Here is a 24,322-nt window from a genome sequence, read left to right as displayed (position 1 = left end):
CTACGTAGCAAAAGCCCTGATCCGCCGCCCGCGCGCCGGGATTGCCGAGGTTGCCGCATGCCGATTTCCGTTGCCCCCGACGTCCCCCGCGCGGAGTACCCGCGCCCCCAGATGGTCCGCCCGGACTGGCTCAACCTGAACGGTCCCTGGCAGTTCGAGATCGACGCCGGCGACAGCGGGCTGGAGCGCGGACTGCGCGAGCGCGACCTCGCCGGGACGATCACCGTGCCGTTCGCGCCCGAGTCGGTGCTGTCCGGCATCGGCAACACCGACTTCATGCCCGCCGTGTGGTACCGCCGGACGGTGACGATCCCCGCCGAATGGGCGGGACGCCGCACGCTGCTGCACTTCGGCGCGGTCGACCACGACGCCACGGTGTGGGTGAACGGCGCGGAGGTGGTGCGCCACCGCGGCGGCTTCTCCCCCTTCACCGCCGACCTGTCGGACGTGACGCGGCCGGGCGAGGAGGCCACGATCGTCGTGCGGGCCCGCGACCCCCGCCACGGCCCGCAGGCGCGCGGCAAGCAGTCCACCCGCTACCGCAACTACGAGTGCCTCTACACCCGCACGACCGGGATCTGGCAGACCGTGTGGCTGGAGCCGGTGCCCGACGTGCACCTGCGCCGCCCCCGCATCACGCCGGACGTCGCCGGCTCGGCGTTCACCGTCGTGACCCCGCTGTCGGCCAACCGGCCTGGCCACTGCGTGCGCGTCACCGTCTCCGACGCCGACGGCGTGGTCGCCACCGGCAGCGTGCGCGCCGACGTCGACCTCTCCCCCGCCGTGCGGCTGGAGCTGCCCGCCGGCCGGGTGCGGCTGTGGGAGCCGGGCGACGGGTTCCTCTACGACGTGAAGATCGAGCTGCTGGACGCCGCCGGCGCGGTCGTCGACGCCGTGGACAGCTACGCGGGCCTGCGCTCGGTGTCGATCGACGGCAAGCGGCTGCTCATCAACGGCAAGCCCGTCTTCCAGCGGCTCGTGCTCGACCAGGGTTACTACCCCGACGGCCTCATGACCGCGCCCAGCGACGAGGCCCTGCTGCGCGACATCGAGCTGAGCCTGGCCGCCGGGTTCAACGGCGCGCGGCTGCACCAGAAGGTGTTCGAAGAGCGCTTCCTCTACCACGCCGACCGGCTCGGCTACCTGGTGTGGGGCGAGTTCGGCGACTGGGGCGCCCACGCCGACGGCGAGCAGAAGCCCACCGCCTCGTTCATCACCCAGTGGCTCGAAGTGCTGGAGCGCGACGTGTCGCACCCGTCGATCGTCGGCTGGTGCCCGCTCAACGAGACCGGCCAGGTGATCCACGACCACCTCACCCAGCTCGACGACGTCACCCGCGGCATGTTCCTCGCGACCAAGCTCGCCGACCCCACCCGCCCGGTCATCGACGCCTCCGGCTACAGCCACCGGGTGCCCGAGACCGACGTGTACGACTCCCACAACTACGAGCAGGAGCCCGAGGCGTTCGCCGGGCAGCTCAGCGGCCTGAGCAAGGACCGGCCGTACGTCAACGACCGGGAGGGCCTGCCGATCTCGGTGCCGTACCGGGGGCAGCCGTACTTCGTCAGCGAGTACGGCGGCATCTGGTGGAACCCCGAGCTCGCCGGCACCGAGCAGGACGCCGACCGCTCGACCTCCTGGGGCTATGGCCAGCGGGTGCGGACCGAAGAGGAGTTCCACGAGCGCTTCGCCGGGCTGACCGGGGTGCTGCTCGACGACCCGGACATGTTCGGCTACTGCTACACGCAGCTCACCGACGTGTTCCAAGAGGAGAACGGCATCTACCGGTTCGACCGGTCGACGAAGCTCGACGTCTCGCGCGTGCGCGCCGCGCAGACCCGCGAGGCCGCCTACGAGCGCACGGCCTCCGAAGGCTGACCTGACGCGCCGCGCTTCCCCGAGGTGCGGTTCTGCCCCTCGGGCTGCGCCGGTTCGTGAGCCGCCGGGCAATTCTCGTCCTGCGTACGGCGAAGATCCGGGCAAACGCCGGACGCGCCGCCCCTGCCCGTGGCGCGCGGCGGCCTAGCGTCCTGTGCTGACGGCCGTGGCGAAGGAGGGGGACGATGTCGGGCAGTGACGTCCGCGGTCTGCTCGCCCCGTTCCTGCTGCTGCTCATCTGCGAGCGGCCGGGTCACGGGTACGACCTGATCGAACGGCTGGCCCGGCTGGGGGCGTCCGACGCCGAGCCCGGCCAGGTCTATCGCGCGCTGCGCTCGCTCGAACGCGCCGGCCATCTGGCCTCCGCCTGGGTCGCGTCCGAGGCCGGCCCCGCGCGCAGGCGCTACGAGCTGACCACCGGCGGCATGGCCGAGCTGCAGGCGTGGATGCGGCGGCTGACCGAGGTACGCGGGCTGCTGGAGACCTGCCTGGACCGGTGGACGCGGATCAGCGGCGAAGCGGGCGGTCACGAGCCCGCCGAGCCCGGGGAGCGGGAGGAGGCGTCGTGGGCACGGCCCCTGAGCTGACCGCCGTCGCAGCCGCGATCGAGCGGCGGAGCGCACCGGCCGCCGCCGCCGGCGAGGACGCCGAGCTGATCGTCCGCGCCTGCCGGGAGATGGCGGAGCGGTTCCGCGACGGCGGCACGCTGCTGGTGTTCGGCACCGGCGGCTCGGTGGCGGACGCGCAGCACGTCGCCGTGGAGTTCGCGCATCCGGTCGTCGTGGGCAAGCCCGCGCTGCCCGCCGTCTCGCTGGCCACCGACACGGCCGTCACCACGGAGATCGCCCGCTCCCGGGGTCTGGAGGAGATCTTCGCCGCCCAGCTCCGGCTGCTGGCCGGGCCGCGCGACATCGCGCTCGGGCTCTCGGCGGGCGGCGACTGCGCGGCGGTACGCGAAGGGCTGGCGGCGGCGCGCGAGCTGGGGCTGCTCACGGTGGCGCTCACCGGCGGGCGGGCGGTGGCGGAGGCGGACCACGTGCTCGCCGTACGCTCCGGCGACCCGCTGATCGTCAAAGAGGTGCACATGACGCTCTACCACGTGCTGTGGGAGCTGGTGCACGTGTTCTACGAGCTGGAGGCGGCCCGATGACGGAGCACTGCGGCGAGGACGTCTGCGTCACCTGCTCCGACGTGGCCGTGCCGGTGCGGGTGCTGCGGCTGCTCGGCGACGATCTGGCCCTGGTCGAGACGGAGGCGGGGACCGAGGAGGAGGTCAGCGTGGCGCTGGTGGACGCGCGGCCCGGCGACGTCGTGCTCGTGCACGCCAAGGAGGCCATCGCGAGGAGGGAGCCGTGAGCGCGGTCGGCGGGCCCGGCGAGATCGGGGCGGACCCCGGCGGGATCGAGGCGCTGTATCCGTTCCTCGCGCCCGCGCCCGCCGATCGGGAGGCCGTCGTCGCGGATCTGTGCGCGTCCACGCGGAGGAAGGCGGCCGAGATCGTCGAGCTGCGCAGGTCGCTCGTCGATCTGCACGGCGAGCGGCTGGTGGCGTGCGCGCGGGCGATGGCGGCGGCGTTCGAGGCGGGCGGCCGGCTGTTCGCGTTCGGCAACGGCGGCAGCAGCACCGACGCCCAGGCGATCGCGCAGCTCTTCGCCGCACCACCGCAGGCGGCCGGACAGCACTCCGCCGCACCACCCCAGGCGGCCGGACAGCACTCCGCCGCACCACCGCAGGCGACCGCCGCGCCGCCGGAGCGGAGGCGCGCGGTGGCCGCGATCCCGCTCGCTCAGGACGTCGCACTGCTCACGGCGCTGTCGAACGACGTCGGCTACGAGCTGGTCTTCGCCAGGCAGCTCGCCGCGCTCGGCCGCCGCGGCGACGTGGCCATGGGGCTGTCAACCAGCGGCGGCTCGGCCAACGTGCTCAACGCGATGGCGCAGGCGTCCAGGCTCGGCATGCTCACCGTCGGCCTGGCCGGGTACGACGGCGGGCCGATGGCGCAGGACGGCCGCCTGTCGTACCTGTTCGTGGTGCCGTCGGCGTCCGTGCACCGCATCCAGGAGGCGCAGATCACCCTCTGCCACGTGCTGTGGGAGCTGACCCAGCGGGTGCTGACCGGCGAGACGTGACGGCCGATGTCCGAGGCGAGGGCGGCGCGCCGCATCCGGGTGCGGGTCGAGGGGCTGGTGCAGGGCGTGGGGTTCCGGCCGTTCGTGTGCGGCCTGGCCGGTGCGTACGGGGTGTCGGGGTTCGTCGGCAACGACCCGGGCGGGGTGTTCATCGAGGCCGAGGGCGAGCCGGGCGCGCTGGAGGCGTTCACGGCGGGGCTGGCCGCCAAGGCGCCGCCGCTCGCCCGGGTCGAGCGCGTACGGGTGGAGCCCGCCGAGCCGGTCGGCGAGCCGGGGTTCCGCATCGTGCCCAGCCGGCACGCCGAGCCGGCAGCGGGGGTGGCGCTGGTGCCGCCGGACGCGGGGACGTGCGCCGCCTGCCTGCGCGAGCTGCGCGACCCGGCAGACCGCCGCCACCGGTACGCGTTCGCGAACTGCACCGACTGCGGGCCGCGCTTCACCATCGTCACCGGGGTGCCGTACGACCGGTGCGCGACGACGATGGCGGACTTCGCGATGTGCGCCGCCTGCGCGCGCGAGTACGCCGACCCCGCCGACCGGCGCTTTCACGCCCAGCCGGTGTGCTGCCCCGCGTGCGGCCCCGCACTGCGCGCCCTCGACGGAGACGGACGGCCGGTGGACGGCGACCCGGTCGAGGTGGCGGCCCGGTGGCTGGAGTCGGGGCGGGTGGTGGCGGTCAAGGGGCTGGGCGGCCACCACCTCGCCGTGCTCGCCGCCGACGCAGCCGCCGTGGCCGTGCTGCGGGCGCGCAAGCGCCGCGAGCGCCGGCCGTTCGCGGTGATGGCGGCGGACGTCGCGGCGGCGGGGAGGCTGGTCCACCTGGACGAGGCGGCCGAACGGCTGCTCACCGGTACCAGCCGCCCGATCGTGCTGGCACCGCGCCGCCGGGACGCGCCGGTGGCGGACGCGGTGGCGCCGGGGGCGCGCGATCTCGGGGTGATGCTGCCGTACACGCCGCTGCACCACCTGCTCTGCGACCGGCTGGCCGCGCCGTACGTGCTGACCAGCGGAAACCTCACCGACGAGCCGATCGCCTACCGCGACGAGGAGGCGCTGCGGCGGCTTTCGGGGATCGCCGACGGCTTCCTCGTGCACGACCGGCGCATCGAGGCCCCCGCGGACGACTCCCTGGTGCGCGCCTTTCGCGGACGCCCGCTCATGCTGCGCAGGTCGAGAGGGTACGCGCCCGCCCCCATCGCCGTGCCCTGGCGCTTCCCCCGCCACGTGCTGGCCTGCGGCGCCCAGCTCAAGAACACCTTCTGCGTGGCCAAGGGGGATCAGGCGTTCCTGTCGCAGCACATCGGCGACCTGGAGAGCTACGAGACGCTGCGCGCGTTCACCGAGGGCGTCGAGCGTTTCTGCCGGCTCTTCGGGGTGCGTCCCGCCGTGGTCGCCCACGACCTGCACCCCGAGTACCTGTCCACCGCGTACGCCCGCGACCTCGAGGGCGTGGACCTGGTGGGCGTGCAGCACCATCACGCGCACATCGCCTCCTGCCTGGCCGAGCACGGCCACGCCGGGCCGGTCATCGGGGTGGCGTTCGACGGGCTCGGCATGGGGACCGACGGCACGCTGTGGGGCGGCGAGCTGCTGGTCGCCGACCTGGCCTCCTTCCGGCGGGCGGGGCACCTGGAGCCGGTGCCGATGCCGGGCGGGGCGGCGGCGGTGCGGCAGCCGTGGCGGATGGCGGCGGCCTGGCTGGACCGCGTGCAGGTGGAGGTCCCGGTGCTTGCCGAGCGGCATCGGGAGCTGTGGCCGGCGGTCGTCCGGATGGCGCGGACCGGGCTGAACGCGCCGCTCACCTCCAGCGCCGGGCGGCTGTTCGACGCGGTCGCGGCGATCGCCGGCGTCTGCGACGTGATCGGGTACGAGGGGCAGGCGGCGGCCGAGCTGGAGGCCGGCGTGGACGCCGGGGAGCGGGGCGCCTACCCCGTCCGGCTGCGGGCGGGCGACCCCCTGGTCATCGCGGCGGGCGACCTGGTCGCGGCGGCGGCCGAGGACGCCGCGGCGGGGGTGGAGGCGGGGCGGATCGCCGCGCGCTTCCACCGCGGGCTCGCCGATGCGGTGGTGCGCGCGGCCGAGGTGCTGGGCGAGCGGACCGGGCTGCGCACGGTGGCGCTGTCCGGCGGCGTCTTCCAGAACATGGTGCTGCTCGAGGCCGTGGTGTCGGGCCTGGAACGCGCGCGGTTCCGGGTGCTGACGCACTCGCGGGTGCCGCCGGGCGACGGCGGCATCGCGCTCGGCCAGGCGGTCGTCGCCGCGGCGGCCGACCGCCGGTGACCCTTCCCGTACGGCGTCAGCAGATGCGCGGCAGCGGGTCGCCGACCAGCATGTCGACGATCCTCGTGCCGCCGAACGCGGTGTTGAGCAGCACCATCCCGGCCGGTCCCGGCTCGATCGAGCCCACGACCGCCGCGCCCGCGCACACCGGGTGGGCCCGCAGCGCCGCCACGGCGGCCTCGGCGTGCTCGCCGTCCACCACGGCCACGAACCTGCCCTCGCACGCCACGTACAGCGGGTCAAGGCCGAGCAGCTCGCAGGCGCCGCTCACGATCGGCCGGACGGGAACGGCGCGCTCGTCCACCGTCACGGCCACGCCCGCGCCGCGCGCCACCTCGTTCAGCACGGTCGCGACCCCGCCCCTGGTGGCGTCGCGCACCATCCGCACCGGCACCGCGTCGAGCAGCGCGGCCACGGCCTCGTGGACGGGCGCGGTGTCGGAGGTCAGGTCCGCCTCGATGTCCAGGTCGCCCCTGGCGATCATGACGGTGATGCCGTGCTCGCCGATCGGCCCCGACACGATCACCGCGTCGCCCGGCCTGACCTGCGACTCGCCCAGCGTGACCGGCCGGTCGAGCACGCCGACGCCGGCCGTGGTGACGTAGCAGCCGTCGGCCTTGCCGCGCTGCACCACCTTGGTGTCGCCGGTGACCACCCGCACCCCGGCCCGCTCGGCCGCGGCGGCCATCGATGCGGCGATCCTGCGCAGGTCGGCGATCGGAAAGCCCTCTTCCAGGACGAACGCCGCCGACAGCGCCACCGGCCTGGCCCCGCAGACCGCGAGGTCGTTGACGGTGCCGTTGACCGCGAGGTCGCCGATGTCGCCGCCGGGGAAGAACAGCGGCGAGACCACGTACGCGTCGGTCGTGAACACCACCCGGCCGGTGCCGAGGTCGAGCGTCGCGCCGTCGTCGAGCGGCGCCAGCGCCGGGTTGCCGAACGCGTCGACGAACACGGCCTCGATCAGCGTCCGCGACGCCTTGCCGCCCGCGCCGTGCGCCAGCGTCACCCGCTCATCGGTGATCTTCGGCCTGCGGTTGCGCGCGCGTTCGATCCGTTCGAGCACCTGCTCCTCGCGGGAGGCAGGTCCGTGATGGGCCGCCTCCGCGAGCGCCCGCTCGGCCCACTCCGCCGTCCGCGCGGCCCCGTCGCTCATGACCGGCCCCCCAGGGTCACCGGCACGGGCTCGCGCCTGCGGGTGAAGCGGCCGAAGTTGTAGTACGCGGCGCAGGCGCCCTCCGACGACACCATGCAGGTGCCGATGGGCGTCTCCGGCGTGCAGGCGGTGCCGAACACCTTGCACTCCCACGGCTTCAGCACGCCCTTCAGCACCTCGCCGCACTGGCACGCCTTGGGGTCGGCCACCCGTACGCCCGGCACCGGGAAACGCCTCTCGGCGTCGTAGTGCGCGTACGCCTCCCGCATCCGCAGCGCGGAGTTGGCGATGAAGCCCAGGCCCCGCCACTCGAAATGCGGCCGCAGCTCCATCACGCGGGAGATGGCCGCGAGCGCCCGGCGGTTGCCGTCCCACGGCACCACCCGCGTGTACTGGTTCTCCACCTCCGACCGGCCCTCGGCGAGCTGCCGCAGCAGCATGTACACCGACTGCAGCACGTCCAGCGGCTCGAACCCCGCGCACACCAGCGGCCTGCCGTAGTCGCGGGCGATGAACTCGTACGGCCGGCAGCCGATGACCGTGGAGACGTGGCCGGGGCCGATGAAGCCGTCCAGCCGCAGGTCGGGCGAGTCCAGGATGGCCTTGATCGCCGGAATGATGGTCACGTGGTTGCAGAAGACCGCGAAGTTGCCGATGCCCTCGGCCTCGGCGCGCAGCACGGTCATCGCCGTGGACGGTGCGGTCGTCTCGAACCCGATGGCCATGAAGACGACCGTGCGGTCCGGGTTCTGCCGGGCGATCTTGAGGGCGTCCAGCGGCGAGTACACCATGCGGATGTCCGCGCCCTGGGCCTTGGCGTCGAAGAACGAGCCCTGCCCGCCGGGCACCCGCATCATGTCGCCGAACGACGTCATGATCACGCCGGGTTCCCGGGCGATCGCGATCGCGTCGTCCACCCGCCCCATCGGGATGACGCAGACCGGGCAGCCGGGGCCGTGCACCAGCGACACCGACTCCGGCAGGTAGTCCTCGAGCCCGTGCTTGTAGATCGTGTGCGTGTGACCGCCGCACACCTCCATGAAGGTGTAGCGCCGTCCGGGCTCGCACAGGTCCCGGATGCGCGCGGCCAGCCTCCTGGCCTCGCCGGCGTCGCGGTACTCATCGACGAACCGCACTGTCCCGCCTCTCAGGTGATGTCGGATTCCGCGAGCGCTTCGAGCTCATCGGTGTACGCCTGCCCGAGACCGCGCAGGAGCTCCAGCGTCGCCGCCGCCTCCCGTTCGTCGATCTTGGACATGGCGAAGCCGACGTGCACGAGCACCCATTCGCCGGGACGTATGCCGTCCTGGTCGACCAGCCCGACGTTGATGACCCGGCGGACGCCCGCGACCTCGACCTTGGCGAGTTCGGGCTGTCCGGGGATGAGTTCGACGATTTCGCCGGGAATGCCCAGGCACATCGGCCGCCTCGTTTCCTTTCACATCCGTCGCATGGTGATGTAGCGCTTGATGGCGGGCAGTTCCCGCCAGACCATCGTGATGATCGTGGCCCCGGCGAACAGCGCCAGCCACTTGCCTACGTGCCGCATGTCGGCCTTTCACCTCCTCTCGCGCTAGCTGGGTGAGAGGTTCGGCATGCCGGGCACGATCGGGTTCTCCTTGCGGGGGCGAATGCCCGTCGAGCGCCGCGCGTCGGCGGTGCCGTCCCTGCGGTGGCCGCGCTGGCGGCGGTAGTTGCCCCTCGCGTTGCCCTGCCGCACGCCTTTGACGTGCGACGGCGTGTCGGGCTGCACGTCGGGCTCGCCTACGCGAATGCGTGCCATGTCGTCCTCCTCATCGGTCGGGTACGGCCCCCTCGAAGCCGGTGCGGTCGGGTGCGGCGCCACCGCGGTTGGTGCGGTCGGGTGCGGCGCCACCGAGGTCGGCGAAGAAGGTTGCGATGCGGTCCCAGAGGCGCTGCCCGCCGGACATGCCCGTCCACTCGCGGCGGACCAGCGCGACGAGCCGGTGGCAGTCGTCGATCGGCACCAGCCAGCGCTCGTCCATGCCGCGCACCATCGCGACCAGGAACGCCTCCACCGCGGGACGCATCGACGCCAGCTCCTCGTGGCGGCTCGCCAGCCGGTCCCAGGCGGCGGCGTCCACCTCCCAGCGGGTTGCCCCGGCCGGGCTCGGGTAGTGCGCGACCACCGCCCCGTCGGACCCGCGGACGAAGAACGCCAGGCCCACGGGCACGCCCAGCTCGGACGGCGACGGCCCGGACAGGCGCAGCCGCCGGTCGGGCACGAGCAGGAACCTGCCCGGCGCGCCCTCCCCGTGCTCGAACAGCAGCGCGCAGGCGCGGCAGGCGCACAGCAGCAGGTCCTTGCGCTCCTCCAGCAGGTGGGCGTGCGCGCCCGGCAGCGGCTCGCCGCACAGCTCGCACGGCTCGGCGGCCCTCCGCTGAGCGACCGGCCGCCCCAGCACCCGCCCCAGCGCGGAGGCGGGCTCGGAGGTGGAAGCGCCGCCGGCCGGCGGGCCGGACGCGGAGTCCGGCGCGCGACCGGACCCGAGGCCGGGAGCGGGACCGGACGTGCAGCCGGACCTGAGGCCGGGCGCCGGACCGGGGGTGAGGCCGGGAGCGGGACCGCTCATGAGGCCGTCCCGGGAGAGGCGGCGGGGCGGCCGGCGAGCGGACCCGTCCCGGAAGCCGCGGGGCCGAGCGGGCCCGTTCCGGAAGCCGCGGCGGGGCGGCGGGCGAGCGCGTCGAGCGGGATGAACGCCGTCTCCCGCGCACCGGACGGCGCCGGGCCGGCGGTCACCCCGTGCAGCACGAACAGGTGCGCGAGCAGCATGTCGTCGGCCAGCGAGGCGCCCAGCTCGGGCGCGGCCGCGGTGACCCGGTCGGCGACACGGGCGAGCGCCTCGCCGTACACCGCGGCGAGCGTGGCGATCGCGTCGAGCGCCAGCTCGGCGGTGGGCCCCGAGGCGGACTCCAGCTCGCTCAGCAGCTCGTCGAGCAGTTCCAGCCGCCCGGCGACGTCCCGCTCGTCCAGCCTGGACGGCCGGGACTCAGTCATGCCCGCCGCCGAACATCGGCGAGTGCAGCTTGCGCACCGTACGCCCCTTGCCGAGGTACATGTGGACACCGCAGGGCAGGCACGGGTCGAAGCTGCGCACCGCCCGCATGATGTCGACGCCCTTGAAGTTCTCGGGCCCGTTCTCCTCGAAGATCGGCATGTCCTGGACGGCGTCCTCGTACGGCCCGGGGGTGCCGTAGTGGTCGCGCGGGCTGCCGTTCCACGGGGTCGGCGGGTACGGGTGATAGTTGGCGATCTTGCCCTTCTCGATCACCAGGTGGTGGGAGAGCACGCCGCGCACCGCCTCGTGGAAGCCCACCCCGATGGCCTGGTCCGGCACGTCGAAGTCCTGGAACACCTTGGTGTCGCCGCTGCGCACCCGCTGCATCGCGCGTTCGATGAAGTAGACGGCCATGGCGGCGGCGTAGGCGACGAAGTAGACGCGGGCGCGGTTGCGCTCGATGGCGTTGGACCACTGCGGGATCCGCCATTCCAGCGTGACCTCGGGCAGCTCGGGCCCCTTGGGCAGGTTGATCTGCACGCTGGAGCCGGTGGACTTCACGTACGGCGTGTCCACGAGGCCGGCCAGCGCGGTGGTGTAGAGCCGCGCGAACGGCCCGCCGCCGGTGTCCAGCGCCAGGTGATCGCCGGTGCGCTGGTCGAACCAGCGCGGGCTCATCACCCAGCTGTACTTGCCGTCGAAGTCCCGCTTCTGCGGGGCGGGCAGCGTGGTCTGGTTCCACGGGTGGCGCATGTCCACCGGGTTGCCGAGCGGGTCGTGGGTGACGAACGGTTCCTCGTTCACCCAGTCCTCGTAGTAGGAGCTGCCGAGCAGGATGCGGATGCCGAGGTTGATGTCGACGAGGTTGGTCGTGACGAGCTCGCCGTCCACGACGATGCCGGGGGTGACGTACATCGCCTTGCCCCACTCGTTCATCGTCTCGTAGCGGTAGTCGACGACGTCGGGGTCCTGGAACGCGCCCCAGCAGCCGAGCAGCACCCGGCGCCGGCCGACCTCCTCGTAGCCGGGCAGCGCCTGGTAGAAGAAGTCGAAGACGTCGTCGTTGAGCGCGACGGCCTTCTTGATGAAGTCGATGATGTTCATCAGCCGCGACAGGTAGTCGGTGAAGACCGACGGCGACGGCATCGTGCCGACGCCGCCCGGATAGACCGTCGACGGGTGCACGTGCCTGCCCTCCATCAGGCAGAACATCTCGCGCGTGACGCGGCTGACGGTCAGCGCCTCCTTGTACGCCTCGCCCTCGAACGGGTTGAACGCCTGCATGATGTCGGCGATCGTGCGCTTGCCGTGGATGTTCGCGTTCGGGGCGTCGGTGGTGGCGGCCCGCTGCAGGACGCTCGGGTTGGTGCCCTTGACCATCGCCTCGCAGAAGTCGACGAACACCAGGTTGTCCTGGAAGAGCGTGTGGTCGAACATGTACTCGGCGGCCTCGCCGAGGTTGATGATCCACTCGGCGAGCTTCGGAGTCTTGATGCCGTACGCCATGTTCTGCGCGTAGACCGAGCACGTCGTGTGGTTGTCGCCGCAGATGCCGCAGATGCGGCTGGTGATGAACCCGGCGTCCCGCGGGTCCTTGCCCTTCATGAACACCGAGTAGCCGCGGAACAGCGAGGACGTGCTGTGGCACTCCACCACGCGCTGGTTCTCGAAGTCGATCTTGGTGTAGATGCCGAGATTGCCGATGATCCTGGTGATCGGGTCCCAGGACATGTCGACGAGCGTCCCCGGCTTGTGGGCCACTTTCTCCTGCTGCTCGATGGCCATCGGCCGTGCTTTCCTTCCTCGTGCTCGCCGGCGGCTCTACGGGCGCCAGCGCGGGTTGTATCCGCTGGTCAGCGCCTCACGGTTGTGCCGCCACCGGGGCTCTCTGTTGACGGTGTGGTTGGTGAGGCCGCGCATCCTGCGGACGAACGCCCCGTACGGCTTGATCAGGACCGACGACAGGTGGCCGCCGGGCGGCTCGTCCATGAACGGCATGAACTTGTCCGGGAAGCCGGGCATCGTGCAGGCGATGCAGACGCCGCCCACGTTCGGGCAGCCGCCGATCCCCCGCATCCACCCGCGCTTGGGCACGTTGCAGTTCACCACCGGGCCCCAGCAGCCGATCTTCACCTGGCACTTCGGCGAGTTGTAGTCGCGGGCGAAGTCGGCCTGCTCGTAGTAGGCGGCCCGGTCGCAGCCCTCGTGGACGGTCTTGCCGAACAGCCACTGGGGCCGCAGCATCTCGTCGAGCGGAGGCGGCGGCGCGCTGCCCGCGGCGTGGTAGAGCACCCAGGTCAGGGTCTCCATGAAGTTGTCCGGCTGGACCGGGCAGCCGGGGACGTTCACGATCGGCAGGCCGCCGGTCGAGCGGAAGTCCCAGCCGAGGTAGTCGGCCAGGCCCATGCAGCCCGTCGGGTTGCCGGCCATCGCGTGGATGCCGCCGTACGTGGCGCAGGTGCCGATGGCGACCACCGCCCACGCGCGCGGGGCGAGCCGGTCGATCCACGTGTTCAGGGTGAGCGGCTGGCCGGTCTCCGGGTCGTTGCCGAACGACGTCCAGTAGCCGTCGCCGTTGATCTTCTCGTTGGGCACCGAGCCCTCGATGACGAGGATGAACGGCTCCAGCTCGCCGCGCGCGGCGGCCCTGAACGGCGCCAGGTAGTCCTCGCCGCCGAGGCTCGGCGACAGCACCTTGTTGTGCAGGTGGACCTTGGGCAGGCCGGGAATCGTGCCGTTGACGACGTCCTCGATCGCGGGCTGCGTCGCCGCGGTGATCGAGACGGTGTCGCCGTCGCAGCTCATGCCCTCGGATATCCACAGGATGTGCATCTCGTCGTAGCCGGCGGCCGTACCGTCCCGCTGCTGCGTCTGTGTCATGCGCGCACCTCGCTGGCGTCCTGCTGATAGGTGATCGACTCGACGACGACCCCGGTATCGGCCGCGAGCTCGACGTCCACGCCGCCGCAGCGCGGGCAGGCGACGAGCGCGAGCGCGTCGGTCGCGGGCGTGCGCGCGCCGCAGCCGCCGCAGCTCACCGCGGGCGGCTCGGTGATCAGCTCGATCCGCGCGTCCTCGGCCGGCGTGCCCGCCGCGGCCACCCGGAAGCCCTGCTCGACCACCTCGGGATCGGCGCGGTGCCCGGCGAACGAGACGCGCACCCGCGCCGCGGCCACCCGCCGTCCCTCCGCCCGGCGCAGCAGCGCCTGGACGATCTCGTCGCACATTCCCGTCTCATGCATCGGCGCGCTCCCTGTCGGCTTGCGGATCGTCGGCTTGCGGATCGTCGGCTTGCGGATCGTCGGCTTGCGGATCGTCGGCTTGCGGATCGTCGGCTTGCGGATCGTCGGCTTGCGGGTCGGCTCGTCTGTACGCCTCGTCACGCGCCAGCGCCGTCACCGCCGCGACCGCGCCGTCGACGGCGGCGGCGACGGGCTCCGACAGCCCCATGACCTCGTCGATCGTCTGCGGGCGGCAGCCCACCAGCAGCACCCTGGGCACCCGCCCGCCCAGCCTGGCCAGCAGGTCGAGCACCGCCTGGGGATGCATGCCGTGCCCGTTCACGGGCGGCGACGCCTCGGGGATGGGCTCGTCGTCGATCTCCAGCACGGCCACCGTGCCCGGCGGCCCGTCGATCTCGACCGCGTCCACCATGATCAGCGTGTCGTACGCGCCGCCGAGCAGCTCGTAGGCCAGGTGGACGCCGCGGATGCCGTAATCGGCCACCCGTACCGACGCCGGCACGGCCATGGGATCCATGCGCCTGACCACCTCGACACCGAACCCGTCGTCGCCCAGGAAGACGTTGCCGATCCCGGCCACCAGCACCCGGTTCATGCGGGATCACCGTCCAGCGGCTCGGTCTCGTCGGGCGAGAAGTAGCGGTAGCGGCCGTACCACTGGTTCAGCTCGGCCGCCGGGTCGTCCTCCAGCGTCACCGCGAGGTGGCGGGCACCGTCGACGTCCTGCAGCACCGCCTCCACCAGCGCGGTCCTGCCGTCGAGGAACATGTCCTGCGGGTCCGAGCCGCGCAGCCTGGGCCGCAGCCGCACCCTGCTGCCCCTGCGCACGATCCTGCCCGCCACCTCGACGGTGTCGGTGGTCACCTCCGGGTGCCACGAGGGCGCGGGGCCGCCCGGGTCCCTGATGGTGCCGTGCAGGCGGGCCAGGTCCTCCGGGGTCATCGCCTCGACCCGGTCGATGATCGCGGCGGCGCGCGGGTCGGTGGCGCGCGCCTCCCGCTTCTCGGCGTCGGTGAGCGTCAGCGTGCGCAGCGACAGGATCTCGTCGATCTCCGTCGCGTCGTGCAGGTCGCCGGGGCTCTCCGGGGCGACGCGCGGGTTGTCGTAGAGCAGGATCGGCGACGACAGCACCACCTGCTCGCCGCTCAGCACCGGGTACGTCTGCGCGTTGACGCAGCCCGCGGCCGCCTCCCGCGCCCAGTCCGGCGGGTCGAGCAGCGAGACGAACCGGCCGCCCGGCACGGTCAGCAGCGTGTGGCAGGCGATCAGGGCGTGCTGCAGCGCCTCGTCCCTGGGCGCGTCCGGCGGCGGCCCCTGAGTGGCGTTCTCGGTGCGCACACGGAGCTTGAACAGGCCCTCCCCCGCCCGCAGCGGGGCGTCCGCGCTCACCTTGCACGGCGTCAGGGAGAGCGTCACCCTGGCGCTCAGCGGCCACTCGCGCCACCGCGTACGCCCCTCGCCCCCCGGCAGCGGGCTGACCGTCTCCGAGCCCGGAATCTTGAGGGTGCGCAGCTTCTCCCCGGCCAGCAGCTCCGCCACGGACGCCGCGACGTCCAGCTCCTGCGGCACCCCTTCGTCGAAGCCCAGCACGTCGCCCACCCGGTCGGCCGCCCGGTGGCCGCCGTCCGGCAGCCGCTCCTCGGGCGTGCGGCGGCGCAGCCGGAGGAACCGGAGCCGGCCCCGCAGTGAGGCGCCGGCGGGCGCCACCAGCAGGCACTCCGTCTGCTGCCACCACGACTCCGCAGAACCCGCCACACCGCCGCCCTGCAGGCCGTGCGTCCGCGCCCACGGCTGCGGCAGCAGCACGCCGAACTGCCATCTGACCTGGTTCTTCGGCGACGATCGGCGATAGGGGTAGAGCAGGTAGCCCTCGTACAGGACGGAGTCCGCCACCGCCAGCGCGGCCCGGAAACCGGGCACGGCGTCGATGTCGTTCGCCTCCACGGCAGTGGCCCCCTTGCTGCCCCTGGTCGTACGTGACTCTTCTCGGTATAACCACGCCGACCTGCGACAAGTAGGTGAGCCACTCCCCTAGGTGCGCTGCTCACTTAGCGGTTCTTGGTCATCCATCCGGGCGGGAATCGGGGCTTGCGTTCCGAACGCCCACTCCGCCCCAACAGGATTTGGCCACCGCCTTGCCTCACAGACCGCGGCAGGCCCGGCCCGGACGCGATCGGGATGACGTGGCCCGGCCTGGCGTCGTCCCGGCGAGCGTGGACGGGGATCAGCGCCACCGAGAAGCGGTCGCTCGTCGAGGTGGCGGTCTGAGCCATAGCCGTCGGTTATGGGCACAGGTCTTGGACTCGGGTGAGCTCGCGGGCGACGTGGGCCGGCGGCGCGCAGGGCCGAAACGGCGGTCAGCCGCGCTGGGTGGAGCCGCGTTCGATCAGCGTGGGGGCGATGAGCTGCTTGAGCGGGCGGGCGCTGCGCGCGCCCGAGATCTCCTCGAGGAGGAGATCCACGGCGATGGTGCCGATCTCCTCCGCGGGCAGCCGCACCGAGGTCAGCGGCGGCGACAGGAAGGCGGAGAACGGGTGGTCGCCGAACCCGATCACCATCATGTCGTCGGGCACTTTCAGCCCGTGCTCCTCCAGCGCCCGGTAGAGACCGAGCGCGAAGTAGTCGTTGCCGGCCACGACCGCATCGGGCAGCCGGGTCCTGCGCAGCATGCGGCGGGCCACCTGGTACGCCTGCTGCGGCTGCCAGGGCAGCGCGGCCTGATCGTGGCGGCGGGTGGGGACCCGCATGATGCTGCCGCGCGGCACGGGCAGCCCGGCCTCGGCCATGGCGCGGCGGAAGCCGGCGATGCGGTGGTCGATCGTGGTGATCGGCAGGTCTTCTTCGAGCACCACGATCGAGCGGGCGCCGCGTTCGATCGCATGGCAGGTGGCGCGGTAGCCGCCGAGCTCGTTGTCGGTGCCGACGAAGCGGTAACCGAGGTCGGGTAAATCGCGGTTGATCAGCACGGTCGGCACGCCCACGGAGCCGAGGCGCCGCCACGCCTCGGTCCCCGACTGGACGGGCACGACGATCGAGCCGCTCACCGACGAGCGCAGCAGTGACTCGGCGGCGCGCATCTCGTGCTCTTCCGACTCCTCGGTGACCGTGAGGAGCAGCGAGTAGCCATGGGAGCGCGCGCGGGTCTCGATGGTGGAGATGAGCTGCGCGTAGAAGGGGTTGGACGGGTTGGTGATGGACAGGCCGAACGTCATCGCCGAGCCCAGGACGAGCGAGCGCGCCATGGAGTTGGGGACGTAGCCGACCCGCTCGGCCTCGGCCCGCACGCGGGCCCTGGTCTCCTCTCCTATCCCGTCTTTACCGGAGAGGGCACGCGAGACGGTGTTGACGGAAAGGTTCAACGTCGCGGCGATGTCCCGCAAGGTATGACGTCGAGCCCCGGCCATTCGCATGCCCCCTCTGGTCGATCCGCGGTCTCTCTCAGCTCTTGACCGTGAGATAGATGCGCAGTTTGGCGGACGGGTCGGTGCCCGTCACCGTGCCGCGCAACCGCAACCATTGTCCGAAATGATCTACCGGCCATGTCACCAAACCGGGTCCGTCGATGACATGTTCCTTGCCGTCGAGGTCGCACCAGGTCAGGCCGTCCGGCGAGATCTGGGTGACCAGCCGCACCTGGGTGTCCTGGCCCGAGGTGGCGAGCGTGTGGATGAAGAACCGGGCCTCGCCGGCCCACGCCACTTCGTACGGCTCCGTGGCGAAGTCGGAATCGAACGTCGTGTCCCGTTCCAGGACCGCCGTCTGCACCTGCCGCATTACGTCACCACTCCGTGGAAATGAGTACCGAGTCAAGGAAGAGGAAGTTGCGGACCGTCGAGTGGGTCCGTACTGAGAAGTAGAAATTCAGCAGGTTCTCCAGGGAGTCGTAGCGCTCCTTGTACGGCGGCACCGGAACGTGCGACATGTCCATGACGCGATCGTTGACCTGCAACTCGACGTTACGTCGGGTCTCGGTGTCGATGACCCAGCGCAGGTAATGCCAGTTGACCTTCGTCGGCACCTCGTTGTAGCAGAGTTCCTGCGGTTCGCCGAAGGGGTGCCAGTCGTCCGGATTGGGCGCGGTGAAGTCGGCGCCGTACTCCAGCTTGATTTTCCCTTCGAGGTGCTCGCGCGGCGTCGGCTCGGGCACGATCGGATACATCCACTGCCGCTTGAGCTTGTTGTCGAGCGAGGTGTTCATGTAGCGGGCCACCGTGTGGTAACGCAGCCCGCCGTCGCCGCAGAGGTCGGTGGCCACGGTGAAGCAGCCGAACTGCGCCTCCGAGGGGTGCAGGTTGCCGTCCCAGGTGATGTCGCCGAACTCGTCGCTCGCGCTGCCGTCGATGGTGGCCTCGGCCTTGTACGTGAAGTACGCCTCGATCTGGAGCAGGCCGCGCCCGCTCATGGTGAGCCGCCTGATGGCGGTGGCGGTGTGCCCCTTGTACGGCCGGGTGGCGAGCTTCAGCGCGTACGAGCCGGTCATCGCGCCGTGGCTGCCGATGTCGAAGAACGTGCAGTTGGACAGCTGCGGGGGCCGGAAGTCCCGCATGTGGTCGTCCACGGTGGACAGGTCGCCATTGCCGTTGTAATTGCCCAGCAGTTCCGTCCAGCCGTGGGTCCCCGAATTGAAATCGTCGTACGCGAGAATGCGTCGAAGCGGGGAAAACTTCGACAGTCTCGGGTCTGCCGACAAAATGGCAGTACGAAGTTCTGCGGCCAGGTCGGGCCGCTCCGTCGTGGTCATCGCAGAATGCTCCTGAAAATGTCTTGGCACAAAAGAGTCGCGAATGCCTACGCCCGACCGATCGACCGGAGTGAGTCATGCGGTCGCAGACGGACGTTAACGTTAATGTTGCGCGGCGGTCAACCCTGGGGTGGCCCGTCCACCCGGCGGGGAACCCTCACAGCTGAGCGGTGACGAACTGTTACCGGCGCACGTTTTCGCAGGTCAGAAGCGCCGAGAACGGCCCCGGGGAAGGCTTGTGGTGGCGGCCGACGGCGGACTCACCCTTGACGCTCAGGGCCGGTCACCCTAGCATCAGCCACCAATCGCATTAACGTTAATGTTCCCGGCAGGAAACCCGGCCGCCACATCGGCGGCCGGCGGCTCCGCCGTCCCTCCCCCGTATTCGTCCCCTCTCAAGATCGGCCGGTCACCCGCCGGCCGATCCCCTCAAGCCCCTCGAAAATCCTCGCCATGCGCCGATGGCGTCATGGCTCTATCTGGAGTTGCCTGTCGATGCTGAAACGGCAAGCCCACCGGCGGCGAGCGGGTCGGCCATGACCGCGTACCTCATCCGGCGCACGCTGTTCGCCGCGTTCGTGCTGTGGGGCGCCGTGACCATCGTGTTCCTGGTGCTGCGGATGGTTCCCGGCGACCCGGCGCTGCTCATCCTCGGCTCTGACGCCACCCCCGACGAGGTCGAGCGGCTGCGCGATCAGATGGGTCTCAACCAGCCGCTGCTCGTGCAGTACGGGATCTATCTGGCCGACGTGGTGCGGTTCGACTTCGGCGACTCCTACCGCTACCACGCCGACGCGATGGGCCTGGTGCTCGACCGGTTCCCGCTCACGCTGCAGCTCGCCGTCGTCGCGTTGGTGATCGGCCTGGTGCTGGGCATCGCGCTCGGCGTGGTCGGCGCACTGCGGGTCAACCGCCTGGCCGACCGCATCGTCTCGGTGTTCGCGCTGCTCGCGCAGTCGATGCCGTCGTTCTGGATCGGCATCATGTTCATCCTGGTCTTCGCGCGGCAGCTGCACATCTTCGCAAGCGGCGGCCACGGCGGGTTCGACCGGCTGATCATGCCGGGCGTCACGCTCGCGCTGCCGCTCATCGCGATCCAGATCAGGCTGACCCGTAGCGGCCTGCTCGACGTCGTGCACGAGAACTACATCCAGACCGCGCGGGCCAAGGGCCTGCCGGAGCGGGTGGTCATCTTCCTGCACGCCATCCGCAACGCGATCATCCCGATCGTGACCGTGGCCGGCCTGGAGTTCGGCAAGCTGCTCGGCGGCGCGGTCATCGTCGAGACCGTGTTCTCCTGGCCCGGCGTCGGGCGGCTGCTCATCGACTCCATCTCGGCCCGCGACTACAACGTCGTGCAGGCCGCGATCATGCTGATCGCCGGCGGGTTCGTCCTGATCAACCTGATCGTGGACGTCCTGTACGGCTACCTCGACCCGCGCATCCGGCTGGGACGGTGACCATGGACAGGCCAATGGACCAGGTGCTGCAAGGCGAGGCGGCGACCGTGACGGAACCGGCCGAGCCGGCCGGCGACACCAAGAAACAGAGCAAGACCCGGGTGAAGATCGGGCGGCTGCGCATCATCGTCTCGCTGTCGGTGATCGGCCTCTACGTGCTCGCCGCCATCTTCGGGCCGATCCTGCTGAAGTACGACGCGGTGGCCACCGACCTCGGCTCCCGGCTGAAGCCGCCGGGCACCACGCTGGCGAACGGCCAGGTCGCCGTCTTCGGCACCGACCAGGTCGGCCAGGACATCCTCGCCCAGATGATGCAGGGCGCCCGGGTGTCGATCACGGTCGGCGTGGCGACGCTGGTGCTGGCCGGGCTCATCGGCGTGGCCGCCGGCATCGCGGCGGGCTACTTCGGCGGCTGGCTGGACATGGTGCTCATGCGGCTGGCCGACATCCAGCTCACGTTCCCGTCGATCCTGCTCGCCATCTTCATCGCGGCGATCCTCGGGCCGAGCGTGGTGAACGTCGTCATCGTCTTGTCCATCTCCAACTGGGTGACGTTCGCCCGGGTGACCAGAAGCCAGGTGCTCGGGCTGAAGAACAGGGACTTCGTCGACGCCACCCGCACGCTCGGCGCGCGCACCTGGCACCTGCTGACGCGCAGCATCCTGCCGTCCATGATCGCGCCGATCCTGGTCGTCGCGACCGTGGAGCTCGGCCACGTGATCCTGGCCGAGGCGTCACTGAGCTTCCTCGGCCTCGGCACCCCGGCCAGCACGCCGAGCTGGGGCATGACCATCGCCAACGGCCGGGACTACCTGTCCAACGCGTGGTGGATCTCCACGATCCCCGGCATCGCCCTGGCCACCCTGGTGATCAGCTTCGGTGTACTCGGCGACGCCCTGCGCGACCGGTTCGACCCGCGGTTGAGGAGCATGTGATGGCCGACCCATTGCTGTCGGTACAGGATCTGACCGTACGCTTCCGCACCCGGGCGGGCACGATCACCGCCGTCGACAAGGTGAGCTTCGACCTCGCCGAGGGCGAGACGCTGGCCATCCTGGGCGAGACCGGCAGCGGCAAGAGCGTCACCGCCCAGGCGTTGATGGGTCTCGTGCCGCGCCCCGCCGGCCAGATCGCCGGAGGCCGCATCCTGTACAAGGGCCGCGACCTGCTGGCGCTGCCGCGCTCGGAGACCCGCAAGCTCAACGGCACCGACCTGGCCATGGTCTTCCAGGACCCGCTGAGCTCGCTCAACCCGGTCTTCCGCGTCGGCACGCAGATCGGCGAGCTGTTCCGGCGCCGCCAGGGCCTGTCGCGCGCCGAGGCGCGGCGCAAGGCGATCGAGCTGATGGACCGCGTGGGAATCCCGGCCGCCGACCGCAGGGTGGACGACTACCCGCACCAGTTCTCCGGCGGCATGCGCCAGCGCGTGATGATCGCGATGGCGATCGCGCTGAAGCCGCGCGTGCTCATCGCCGACGAACCCACCACCGCGCTCGACGTCACCGTCCAGGCGCAGGTCATGGCACTGCTCGCCGAGCTGAAGGCCGAGCACGGGATGGCGATGATCCTCATCAGCCACGACCTCGGCGTGGTGGCCGGCGTCGCCGACCGGGTGCAGCTCATGTACGCCGGCCGGGTGATGGAGACCGGCGACCTGCGCGAGGTCTACGAGCGGACCGGGCACCCGTACACGCAGGGCCTGATGGCCTCGATCCCCGAGCTGAACGGCCCGCGCGAGCGCCTGACGCCCATCAAGGGGTCGCCGCCCGACCTCACCCGGCTGCCGTCGGGCTGCCCGTTCCGCCCCCGCTGCCGGTACGCCACCGACGTCTGCGCCGCCGAGCGTCCCGAGCTGCTGCCCCTGCCCGACCGCCCCGCCTCGCATCGGGCCGCCTGCCACCACTCGAAGGAGGTCGTCACCGATGTCGTCACCGGCTGAGCCTCTGCTGTCGGTCAAAGACCTGAACACCAGCTTCCCCGTACGCTCCGCGCTGCTGCGCCGCAAGATCGGCGCCGTGCACGCGGTGTCGGGGGTCTCGTTCGACCTGCCCAAGGGCCGCACGCTCGGCCTGGTCGGCGAGTCCGGCTCGGGCAAGACGACGCTGGCGCGCACGATCATCGGGCTCGCGCCCGCGGAGTCCGGCCAGGTGCTCTTCGACGGCCAGGACCTGCTGAAGCTGCCGGGCGAGGAGCTGCGGCAGGTACGCAGGCAGATCCAGATGATCTTCCAGGACCCGTACGCGTCGCTGAACCCGCGGCTCACGGTCGAGCAGATCATCAGCGAGGCGTGGCAGGTCAACCCCGGCGTGGTGCCCCGCGAGAAGTGGGCGTCGCAGGCGCGCGAGCTGCTGGCCAGGGTCGGGCTGAACCCCGACCACGCCGACCGCTACCCGCACCAGTTCTCCGGCGGCCAGCGCCAGCGGGTCGGCATCGCGCGGGCGCTCGCGCTGCGGCCCCGGCTGGTGATCTGCGACGAGGCGGTCTCGGCGCTGGACGTCTCGGTGCAGGCGCAGGTGCTCAACCTCCTCGTCGACCTGCAGGAGGAGATGGGGCTCAGCTACCTGTTCATCGCCCACGACCTGTCGGTGGTGCGGCACATCAGCGACGAGGTGGCGGTGATGTACCTCGGCAAGGTGGTGGAGCGGGGCACCACGGAGCAGATCTTCGAGGCGCCCGAGCACCCGTACACGCAGGCGCTGCTGTCGGCGGTGCCGGTGACCCGGCCGTGGGCGGGGCCGCCGCGCGAGCAGATCATCCTCAAGGGCGACATCCCGTCGCCGGTGTCGCCGCCCTCCGGCTGCCGCTTCCGTACCCGCTGCTGGAAGGCGCAGGACCGGTGCGCCACGGAGGAGCCGGCGCTCACGAACCGGCTGGGCGAGCACGTCTCCGCCTGCCACTTCCCCGAGCTGCCCGCGACCCCGGCAGGTGCCCGATGAGCGGCGCGACCAGACTGATCCTCGTCCGGCACGGCGAGTCGCGGTGGAACGTCGAGGAGCGCTACCAGGGGCACGCCGACTCGGGGCTCACCGCCGTCGGCATCGAGCAGGCGGAGGCGGCGGCGAAGGTGCTCAAGGCCCGCTTCGGCCGGCCCGACCTGGTCGTCTCCAGCGACCTGCCGCGCGCGTGGGACACCGCGCAGGCGTTCCTGCGCCTGGCCGGCGGCGCGGCCGAGCGCGACCCCCGGCTGCGCGAGTCCGACGTCGGCGACTGGGCGGGACGCACGTTCACGGAGATCGCCGCCGAGTACCCCGACGTGCTCGCCGAGGCCGCGCGGGGCGGCGACCCGCGGCGCGGCGGCGGCGAGACGTTCACCGAGCTGCGCCAGCGCGTGTGGGCCGCGCTCGTCGACATCGCCGAGCAGGCGGGCCCCGGAAGGAGCGTCATGGTGTTCTGCCACGGCGGTCCCATCCGGGTGGCCGCGGCCGCCGCGCTCGGCATCCCCGAGCCGGGCCACCTGGCCTTCGCCCCGCCGGTGAACACCTCCGTCACGGTGATCGACTACGGGCGCGAGCGGGGCAACGCGGTCGTCGAGTACAACGCGCCGACCGCGTGGGCGGCGGACGCCACGCGTACCGACTGAATCGGAAGGACCTCTCAGCATGCTGACCGGATCGTTCACCTTTGTCGCGATGACCTACAACCTGTGGGGCGACGCGCACCTGGAGCAGCGGGAGCCGGCGATCCGCGACCTGTTCGCCACCCGGCCGCCCGACCTGCTGGCCACGCAGGAGCTGCGCCCCCGCTCGCGGGCCGTGGTGGACGAGACGCTGCCGGGACACGCGCGCGTGCACGACGACTTCCCCGGCTGGGGCGTGCAGAGCAACCTGTGGTGGCGCGAGGAGCTGTTCGAGCTCGTCGAGTACGGCTTCCGCGACGTCGGCATCCTCTCCGAGCACGCCGGCCTGTTCTGGGTGCGGCTGCGCCCGAGGATCGACGGCGCCCAGCCGCTGGTGTTCTCCACCGCGCACCTGACCTGGCCGGGCCACCCGCAGGAGCGGGCCGACCGCCGCAACCTGCGCGCCGGGCAGGCCGAGCGGGTGGTGGAGGCGCTGAACGAGATCGCCGGCGAGCAGGCCTGCCTGTTCACGGTGGACATCAACGACATCGGGCAGCCGCTGTGGGCGCTCGGCAACGGCGGCTTCCTCGACTCGTTCACCGCGCTCGGGCGGACCTCGCCGGTCACCCACCCGGTGTCGCCGCTGCCGTTCACCGCCGAACGCGGAACGCGGCTCTCCCCGCTCATGTCGCCGTCGAAGGCCATCGACTGGATCTTCTCCCGGGGCCCCATCGCCACCCGGGCCAGCGAGGTCGTCGACTTCTTCTCGGCCGGGAACGCGCCGTCCGATCACCGGCCCGTGGCGGCCACCTTCACTTTGACACCCCCCGCGACGGCGTGAGCAGCCGCGGCACCAGCAA

The 24,322-nt window shown here is 71.8% G+C and carries 27 protein-coding genes; 12 read left to right on the top strand and 15 right to left on the bottom strand.

Going from position 1 to position 24,322, the window contains the following annotated elements; translation table 11 throughout:
* Positions 1-57: 57 nt before the first annotated feature.
* The 6 genes from ACGFIM_RS19000 (at position 58) to hypF (ending at position 6,287) form a co-directional block, all read left to right on the top strand.
* Positions 58-1,878, top strand: a complete 1,821-nt coding sequence (locus ACGFIM_RS19000) for a glycoside hydrolase family 2 protein (protein WP_393201909.1) — start codon at positions 58-60, stop codon at positions 1,876-1,878.
* 185 nt (positions 1,879-2,063) lie between these two features.
* Complete coding sequence (locus tag ACGFIM_RS18995; RefSeq protein ID WP_393201907.1) at positions 2,064-2,465, top strand: PadR family transcriptional regulator; 402 nt, start codon at positions 2,064-2,066, stop codon at positions 2,463-2,465.
* Complete coding sequence (locus tag ACGFIM_RS18990; protein WP_393201905.1) at positions 2,444-3,028, top strand: SIS domain-containing protein; 585 nt, start codon at positions 2,444-2,446, stop codon at positions 3,026-3,028. The genes ACGFIM_RS18995 and ACGFIM_RS18990 overlap by 22 nt, the downstream gene beginning before the upstream one ends.
* A complete protein-coding gene (locus ACGFIM_RS18985; RefSeq protein ID WP_393201903.1) occupies positions 3,025-3,234 on the top strand; it encodes a HypC/HybG/HupF family hydrogenase formation chaperone in 210 nt (69 codons plus the stop codon). The genes ACGFIM_RS18990 and ACGFIM_RS18985 overlap by 4 nt, the downstream gene beginning before the upstream one ends.
* Complete coding sequence (locus ACGFIM_RS18980) at positions 3,231-4,007, top strand: SIS domain-containing protein (protein ID WP_393201901.1); 777 nt, start codon at positions 3,231-3,233, stop codon at positions 4,005-4,007. The genes ACGFIM_RS18985 and ACGFIM_RS18980 overlap by 4 nt, the downstream gene beginning before the upstream one ends.
* Before the next feature lie 6 nt (positions 4,008-4,013).
* Positions 4,014-6,287 (top strand): carbamoyltransferase HypF, encoded by a 2,274-nt coding sequence (gene hypF / locus ACGFIM_RS18975; protein WP_393201899.1) that lies wholly within the window; start codon positions 4,014-4,016, stop codon positions 6,285-6,287.
* Between the two features lie 16 nt (positions 6,288-6,303).
* On the opposite strand, the gene hypE is transcribed toward hypF, so the two are convergent.
* The 15 genes from hypE to ACGFIM_RS18900 form a co-directional block, all read right to left on the bottom strand.
* Complete coding sequence (gene hypE, locus ACGFIM_RS18970; RefSeq protein ID WP_393201897.1) at positions 6,304-7,443, bottom strand: hydrogenase expression/formation protein HypE; 1,140 nt, start codon at positions 7,441-7,443, stop codon at positions 6,304-6,306.
* Positions 7,440-8,579: a hydrogenase formation protein HypD gene (hypD, locus tag ACGFIM_RS18965; RefSeq protein ID WP_393201895.1), complete on the bottom strand. Its 1,140-nt coding sequence runs from the start codon at positions 8,577-8,579 to the stop codon at positions 7,440-7,442. The genes hypE and hypD overlap by 4 nt, the downstream gene beginning before the upstream one ends.
* A gap of 11 nt (positions 8,580-8,590) precedes the next feature.
* Entirely contained in the window at positions 8,591-8,863 is a 273-nt protein-coding gene (locus tag ACGFIM_RS18960; RefSeq protein WP_364064228.1) for a HypC/HybG/HupF family hydrogenase formation chaperone, read from the bottom strand.
* 18 nt (positions 8,864-8,881) lie between these two features.
* Positions 8,882-8,992, bottom strand: a complete 111-nt coding sequence (locus tag ACGFIM_RS18955) for a DUF6893 family small protein (protein ID WP_393201892.1) — start codon at positions 8,990-8,992, stop codon at positions 8,882-8,884.
* 24 nt (positions 8,993-9,016) lie between these two features.
* On the bottom strand, positions 9,017-9,226 hold the full coding sequence (locus ACGFIM_RS18950; RefSeq protein ID WP_393201890.1) for a hypothetical protein: 210 nt from the start codon (positions 9,224-9,226) through the stop codon (positions 9,017-9,019).
* Between the two features lie 10 nt (positions 9,227-9,236).
* The gene (locus ACGFIM_RS18945; RefSeq protein WP_393201888.1) at positions 9,237-10,037 is read right to left on the bottom strand and encodes a DUF5947 family protein; all 801 of its coding nucleotides are present in this window, start codon (positions 10,035-10,037) and stop codon (positions 9,237-9,239) included.
* Positions 10,034-10,462: a hypothetical protein gene (locus tag ACGFIM_RS18940; protein WP_393201886.1), complete on the bottom strand. Its 429-nt coding sequence runs from the start codon at positions 10,460-10,462 to the stop codon at positions 10,034-10,036. The genes ACGFIM_RS18945 and ACGFIM_RS18940 overlap by 4 nt, the downstream gene beginning before the upstream one ends.
* The gene (locus ACGFIM_RS18935) at positions 10,455-12,248 is read right to left on the bottom strand and encodes a nickel-dependent hydrogenase large subunit (protein WP_393201884.1); all 1,794 of its coding nucleotides are present in this window, start codon (positions 12,246-12,248) and stop codon (positions 10,455-10,457) included. Before ACGFIM_RS18935 ends, ACGFIM_RS18940 begins: the two co-directional genes overlap by 8 nt.
* Positions 12,249-12,284: 36 nt before the next feature.
* Positions 12,285-13,343: a hydrogenase expression protein HypE gene (locus tag ACGFIM_RS18930; protein ID WP_393201882.1), complete on the bottom strand. Its 1,059-nt coding sequence runs from the start codon at positions 13,341-13,343 to the stop codon at positions 12,285-12,287.
* Positions 13,340-13,705 carry a hydrogenase/urease maturation nickel metallochaperone HypA gene (locus tag ACGFIM_RS18925; protein WP_393201880.1) on the bottom strand — a complete coding sequence of 122 codons (366 nt, stop codon included), beginning with the start codon at positions 13,703-13,705 and terminating at the stop codon, positions 13,340-13,342. The genes ACGFIM_RS18930 and ACGFIM_RS18925 overlap by 4 nt, the downstream gene beginning before the upstream one ends.
* The gene (locus ACGFIM_RS18920; protein ID WP_393201878.1) at positions 13,698-14,300 is read right to left on the bottom strand and encodes a hydrogenase maturation protease; all 603 of its coding nucleotides are present in this window, start codon (positions 14,298-14,300) and stop codon (positions 13,698-13,700) included. The genes ACGFIM_RS18925 and ACGFIM_RS18920 overlap by 8 nt, the downstream gene beginning before the upstream one ends.
* Positions 14,297-15,649, bottom strand: coding sequence for a hypothetical protein (locus ACGFIM_RS18915; protein ID WP_393201876.1), 1,353 nt, complete (start codon positions 15,647-15,649; stop codon positions 14,297-14,299). Before ACGFIM_RS18915 ends, ACGFIM_RS18920 begins: the two co-directional genes overlap by 4 nt.
* A gap of 413 nt (positions 15,650-16,062) precedes the next feature.
* On the bottom strand, positions 16,063-17,109 hold the full coding sequence (locus tag ACGFIM_RS18910) for a LacI family DNA-binding transcriptional regulator (RefSeq protein ID WP_393201874.1): 1,047 nt from the start codon (positions 17,107-17,109) through the stop codon (positions 16,063-16,065).
* A gap of 34 nt (positions 17,110-17,143) precedes the next feature.
* Positions 17,144-17,479 carry a hypothetical protein gene (locus ACGFIM_RS18905; RefSeq protein ID WP_393201872.1) on the bottom strand — a complete coding sequence of 112 codons (336 nt, stop codon included), beginning with the start codon at positions 17,477-17,479 and terminating at the stop codon, positions 17,144-17,146.
* Between the two features lie 4 nt (positions 17,480-17,483).
* Positions 17,484-18,446 (bottom strand): DUF6772 family protein, encoded by a 963-nt coding sequence (locus ACGFIM_RS18900; RefSeq protein WP_393201870.1) that lies wholly within the window; start codon positions 18,444-18,446, stop codon positions 17,484-17,486.
* Between the two features lie 536 nt (positions 18,447-18,982).
* Here ACGFIM_RS18900 and nikB point away from each other — a divergent pair.
* From nikB to ACGFIM_RS18870, 6 genes are read left to right on the top strand one after another with little or no spacing between them, the layout of a single operon-like run.
* A complete protein-coding gene (gene nikB / locus ACGFIM_RS18895; protein ID WP_393201868.1) occupies positions 18,983-19,906 on the top strand; it encodes a nickel ABC transporter permease in 924 nt (307 codons plus the stop codon).
* A gap of 2 nt (positions 19,907-19,908) precedes the next feature.
* Positions 19,909-20,841, top strand: coding sequence for an ABC transporter permease (locus ACGFIM_RS18890; RefSeq protein ID WP_393201866.1), 933 nt, complete (start codon positions 19,909-19,911; stop codon positions 20,839-20,841).
* A complete protein-coding gene (locus ACGFIM_RS18885) occupies positions 20,841-21,845 on the top strand; it encodes an ABC transporter ATP-binding protein (protein ID WP_393201864.1) in 1,005 nt (334 codons plus the stop codon). The genes ACGFIM_RS18890 and ACGFIM_RS18885 overlap by 1 nt, the downstream gene beginning before the upstream one ends.
* Positions 21,829-22,842 (top strand): ABC transporter ATP-binding protein, encoded by a 1,014-nt coding sequence (locus ACGFIM_RS18880; protein ID WP_393201862.1) that lies wholly within the window; start codon positions 21,829-21,831, stop codon positions 22,840-22,842. Before ACGFIM_RS18885 ends, ACGFIM_RS18880 begins: the two co-directional genes overlap by 17 nt.
* The gene (locus tag ACGFIM_RS18875) at positions 22,839-23,486 is read left to right on the top strand and encodes a histidine phosphatase family protein (RefSeq protein WP_393201860.1); all 648 of its coding nucleotides are present in this window, start codon (positions 22,839-22,841) and stop codon (positions 23,484-23,486) included. Before ACGFIM_RS18880 ends, ACGFIM_RS18875 begins: the two co-directional genes overlap by 4 nt.
* 19 nt (positions 23,487-23,505) lie before the next feature.
* Positions 23,506-24,303, top strand: coding sequence for a hypothetical protein (locus tag ACGFIM_RS18870; RefSeq protein WP_393201858.1), 798 nt, complete (start codon positions 23,506-23,508; stop codon positions 24,301-24,303).
* The last annotated feature ends 19 nt before the right edge of the window (positions 24,304-24,322 follow it).

The organism is Nonomuraea sp. NPDC049309, assembly GCF_043196965.1.
In the GTDB taxonomy this organism is placed as follows: Bacteria; Actinomycetota; Actinomycetes; order Streptosporangiales; family Streptosporangiaceae; genus Nonomuraea; species Nonomuraea fastidiosa.
The sequence above is the reverse complement of the archived record's forward strand: the minus strand, read 5'-3'. Positions and strand labels throughout refer to the sequence as shown.

Coding starts and splice junctions, on each gene's coding strand:
- ACGFIM_RS19000 (WP_393201909.1), top strand. CDS start 58: ATGCCGATTTCCGTTGCCCCCGACGTCCCCCGCGCGGAGTACCCGCGC.
- ACGFIM_RS18995 (WP_393201907.1), top strand. CDS start 2,064: ATGTCGGGCAGTGACGTCCGCGGTCTGCTCGCCCCGTTCCTGCTGCTG.
- ACGFIM_RS18985 (WP_393201903.1), top strand. CDS start 3,025: ATGACGGAGCACTGCGGCGAGGACGTCTGCGTCACCTGCTCCGACGTG.
- hypF (WP_393201899.1), top strand. CDS start 4,014: ATGTCCGAGGCGAGGGCGGCGCGCCGCATCCGGGTGCGGGTCGAGGGG.
- hypE (WP_393201897.1), bottom strand. CDS start 7,443: ATGAGCGACGGGGCCGCGCGGACGGCGGAGTGGGCCGAGCGGGCGCTC.
- ACGFIM_RS18960 (WP_364064228.1), bottom strand. CDS start 8,863: ATGTGCCTGGGCATTCCCGGCGAAATCGTCGAACTCATCCCCGGACAG.
- ACGFIM_RS18955 (WP_393201892.1), bottom strand. CDS start 8,992: ATGCGGCACGTAGGCAAGTGGCTGGCGCTGTTCGCCGGGGCCACGATC.
- ACGFIM_RS18950 (WP_393201890.1), bottom strand. CDS start 9,226: ATGGCACGCATTCGCGTAGGCGAGCCCGACGTGCAGCCCGACACGCCG.
- ACGFIM_RS18945 (WP_393201888.1), bottom strand. CDS start 10,037: ATGAGCGGTCCCGCTCCCGGCCTCACCCCCGGTCCGGCGCCCGGCCTC.
- ACGFIM_RS18940 (WP_393201886.1), bottom strand. CDS start 10,462: ATGACTGAGTCCCGGCCGTCCAGGCTGGACGAGCGGGACGTCGCCGGG.
- ACGFIM_RS18935 (WP_393201884.1), bottom strand. CDS start 12,248: ATGGCCATCGAGCAGCAGGAGAAAGTGGCCCACAAGCCGGGGACGCTC.
- ACGFIM_RS18930 (WP_393201882.1), bottom strand. CDS start 13,343: ATGACACAGACGCAGCAGCGGGACGGTACGGCCGCCGGCTACGACGAG.
- ACGFIM_RS18925 (WP_393201880.1), bottom strand. CDS start 13,705: ATGCATGAGACGGGAATGTGCGACGAGATCGTCCAGGCGCTGCTGCGC.
- ACGFIM_RS18920 (WP_393201878.1), bottom strand. CDS start 14,300: ATGAACCGGGTGCTGGTGGCCGGGATCGGCAACGTCTTCCTGGGCGAC.
- ACGFIM_RS18910 (WP_393201874.1), bottom strand. CDS start 17,109: ATGGCCGGGGCTCGACGTCATACCTTGCGGGACATCGCCGCGACGTTG.
- ACGFIM_RS18905 (WP_393201872.1), bottom strand. CDS start 17,479: ATGCGGCAGGTGCAGACGGCGGTCCTGGAACGGGACACGACGTTCGAT.
- ACGFIM_RS18900 (WP_393201870.1), bottom strand. CDS start 18,446: ATGACCACGACGGAGCGGCCCGACCTGGCCGCAGAACTTCGTACTGCC.
- nikB (WP_393201868.1), top strand. CDS start 18,983: ATGACCGCGTACCTCATCCGGCGCACGCTGTTCGCCGCGTTCGTGCTG.
- ACGFIM_RS18890 (WP_393201866.1), top strand. CDS start 19,909: ATGGACAGGCCAATGGACCAGGTGCTGCAAGGCGAGGCGGCGACCGTG.
- ACGFIM_RS18885 (WP_393201864.1), top strand. CDS start 20,841: ATGGCCGACCCATTGCTGTCGGTACAGGATCTGACCGTACGCTTCCGC.
- ACGFIM_RS18880 (WP_393201862.1), top strand. CDS start 21,829: ATGTCGTCACCGGCTGAGCCTCTGCTGTCGGTCAAAGACCTGAACACC.
- ACGFIM_RS18875 (WP_393201860.1), top strand. CDS start 22,839: ATGAGCGGCGCGACCAGACTGATCCTCGTCCGGCACGGCGAGTCGCGG.
- ACGFIM_RS18870 (WP_393201858.1), top strand. CDS start 23,506: ATGCTGACCGGATCGTTCACCTTTGTCGCGATGACCTACAACCTGTGG.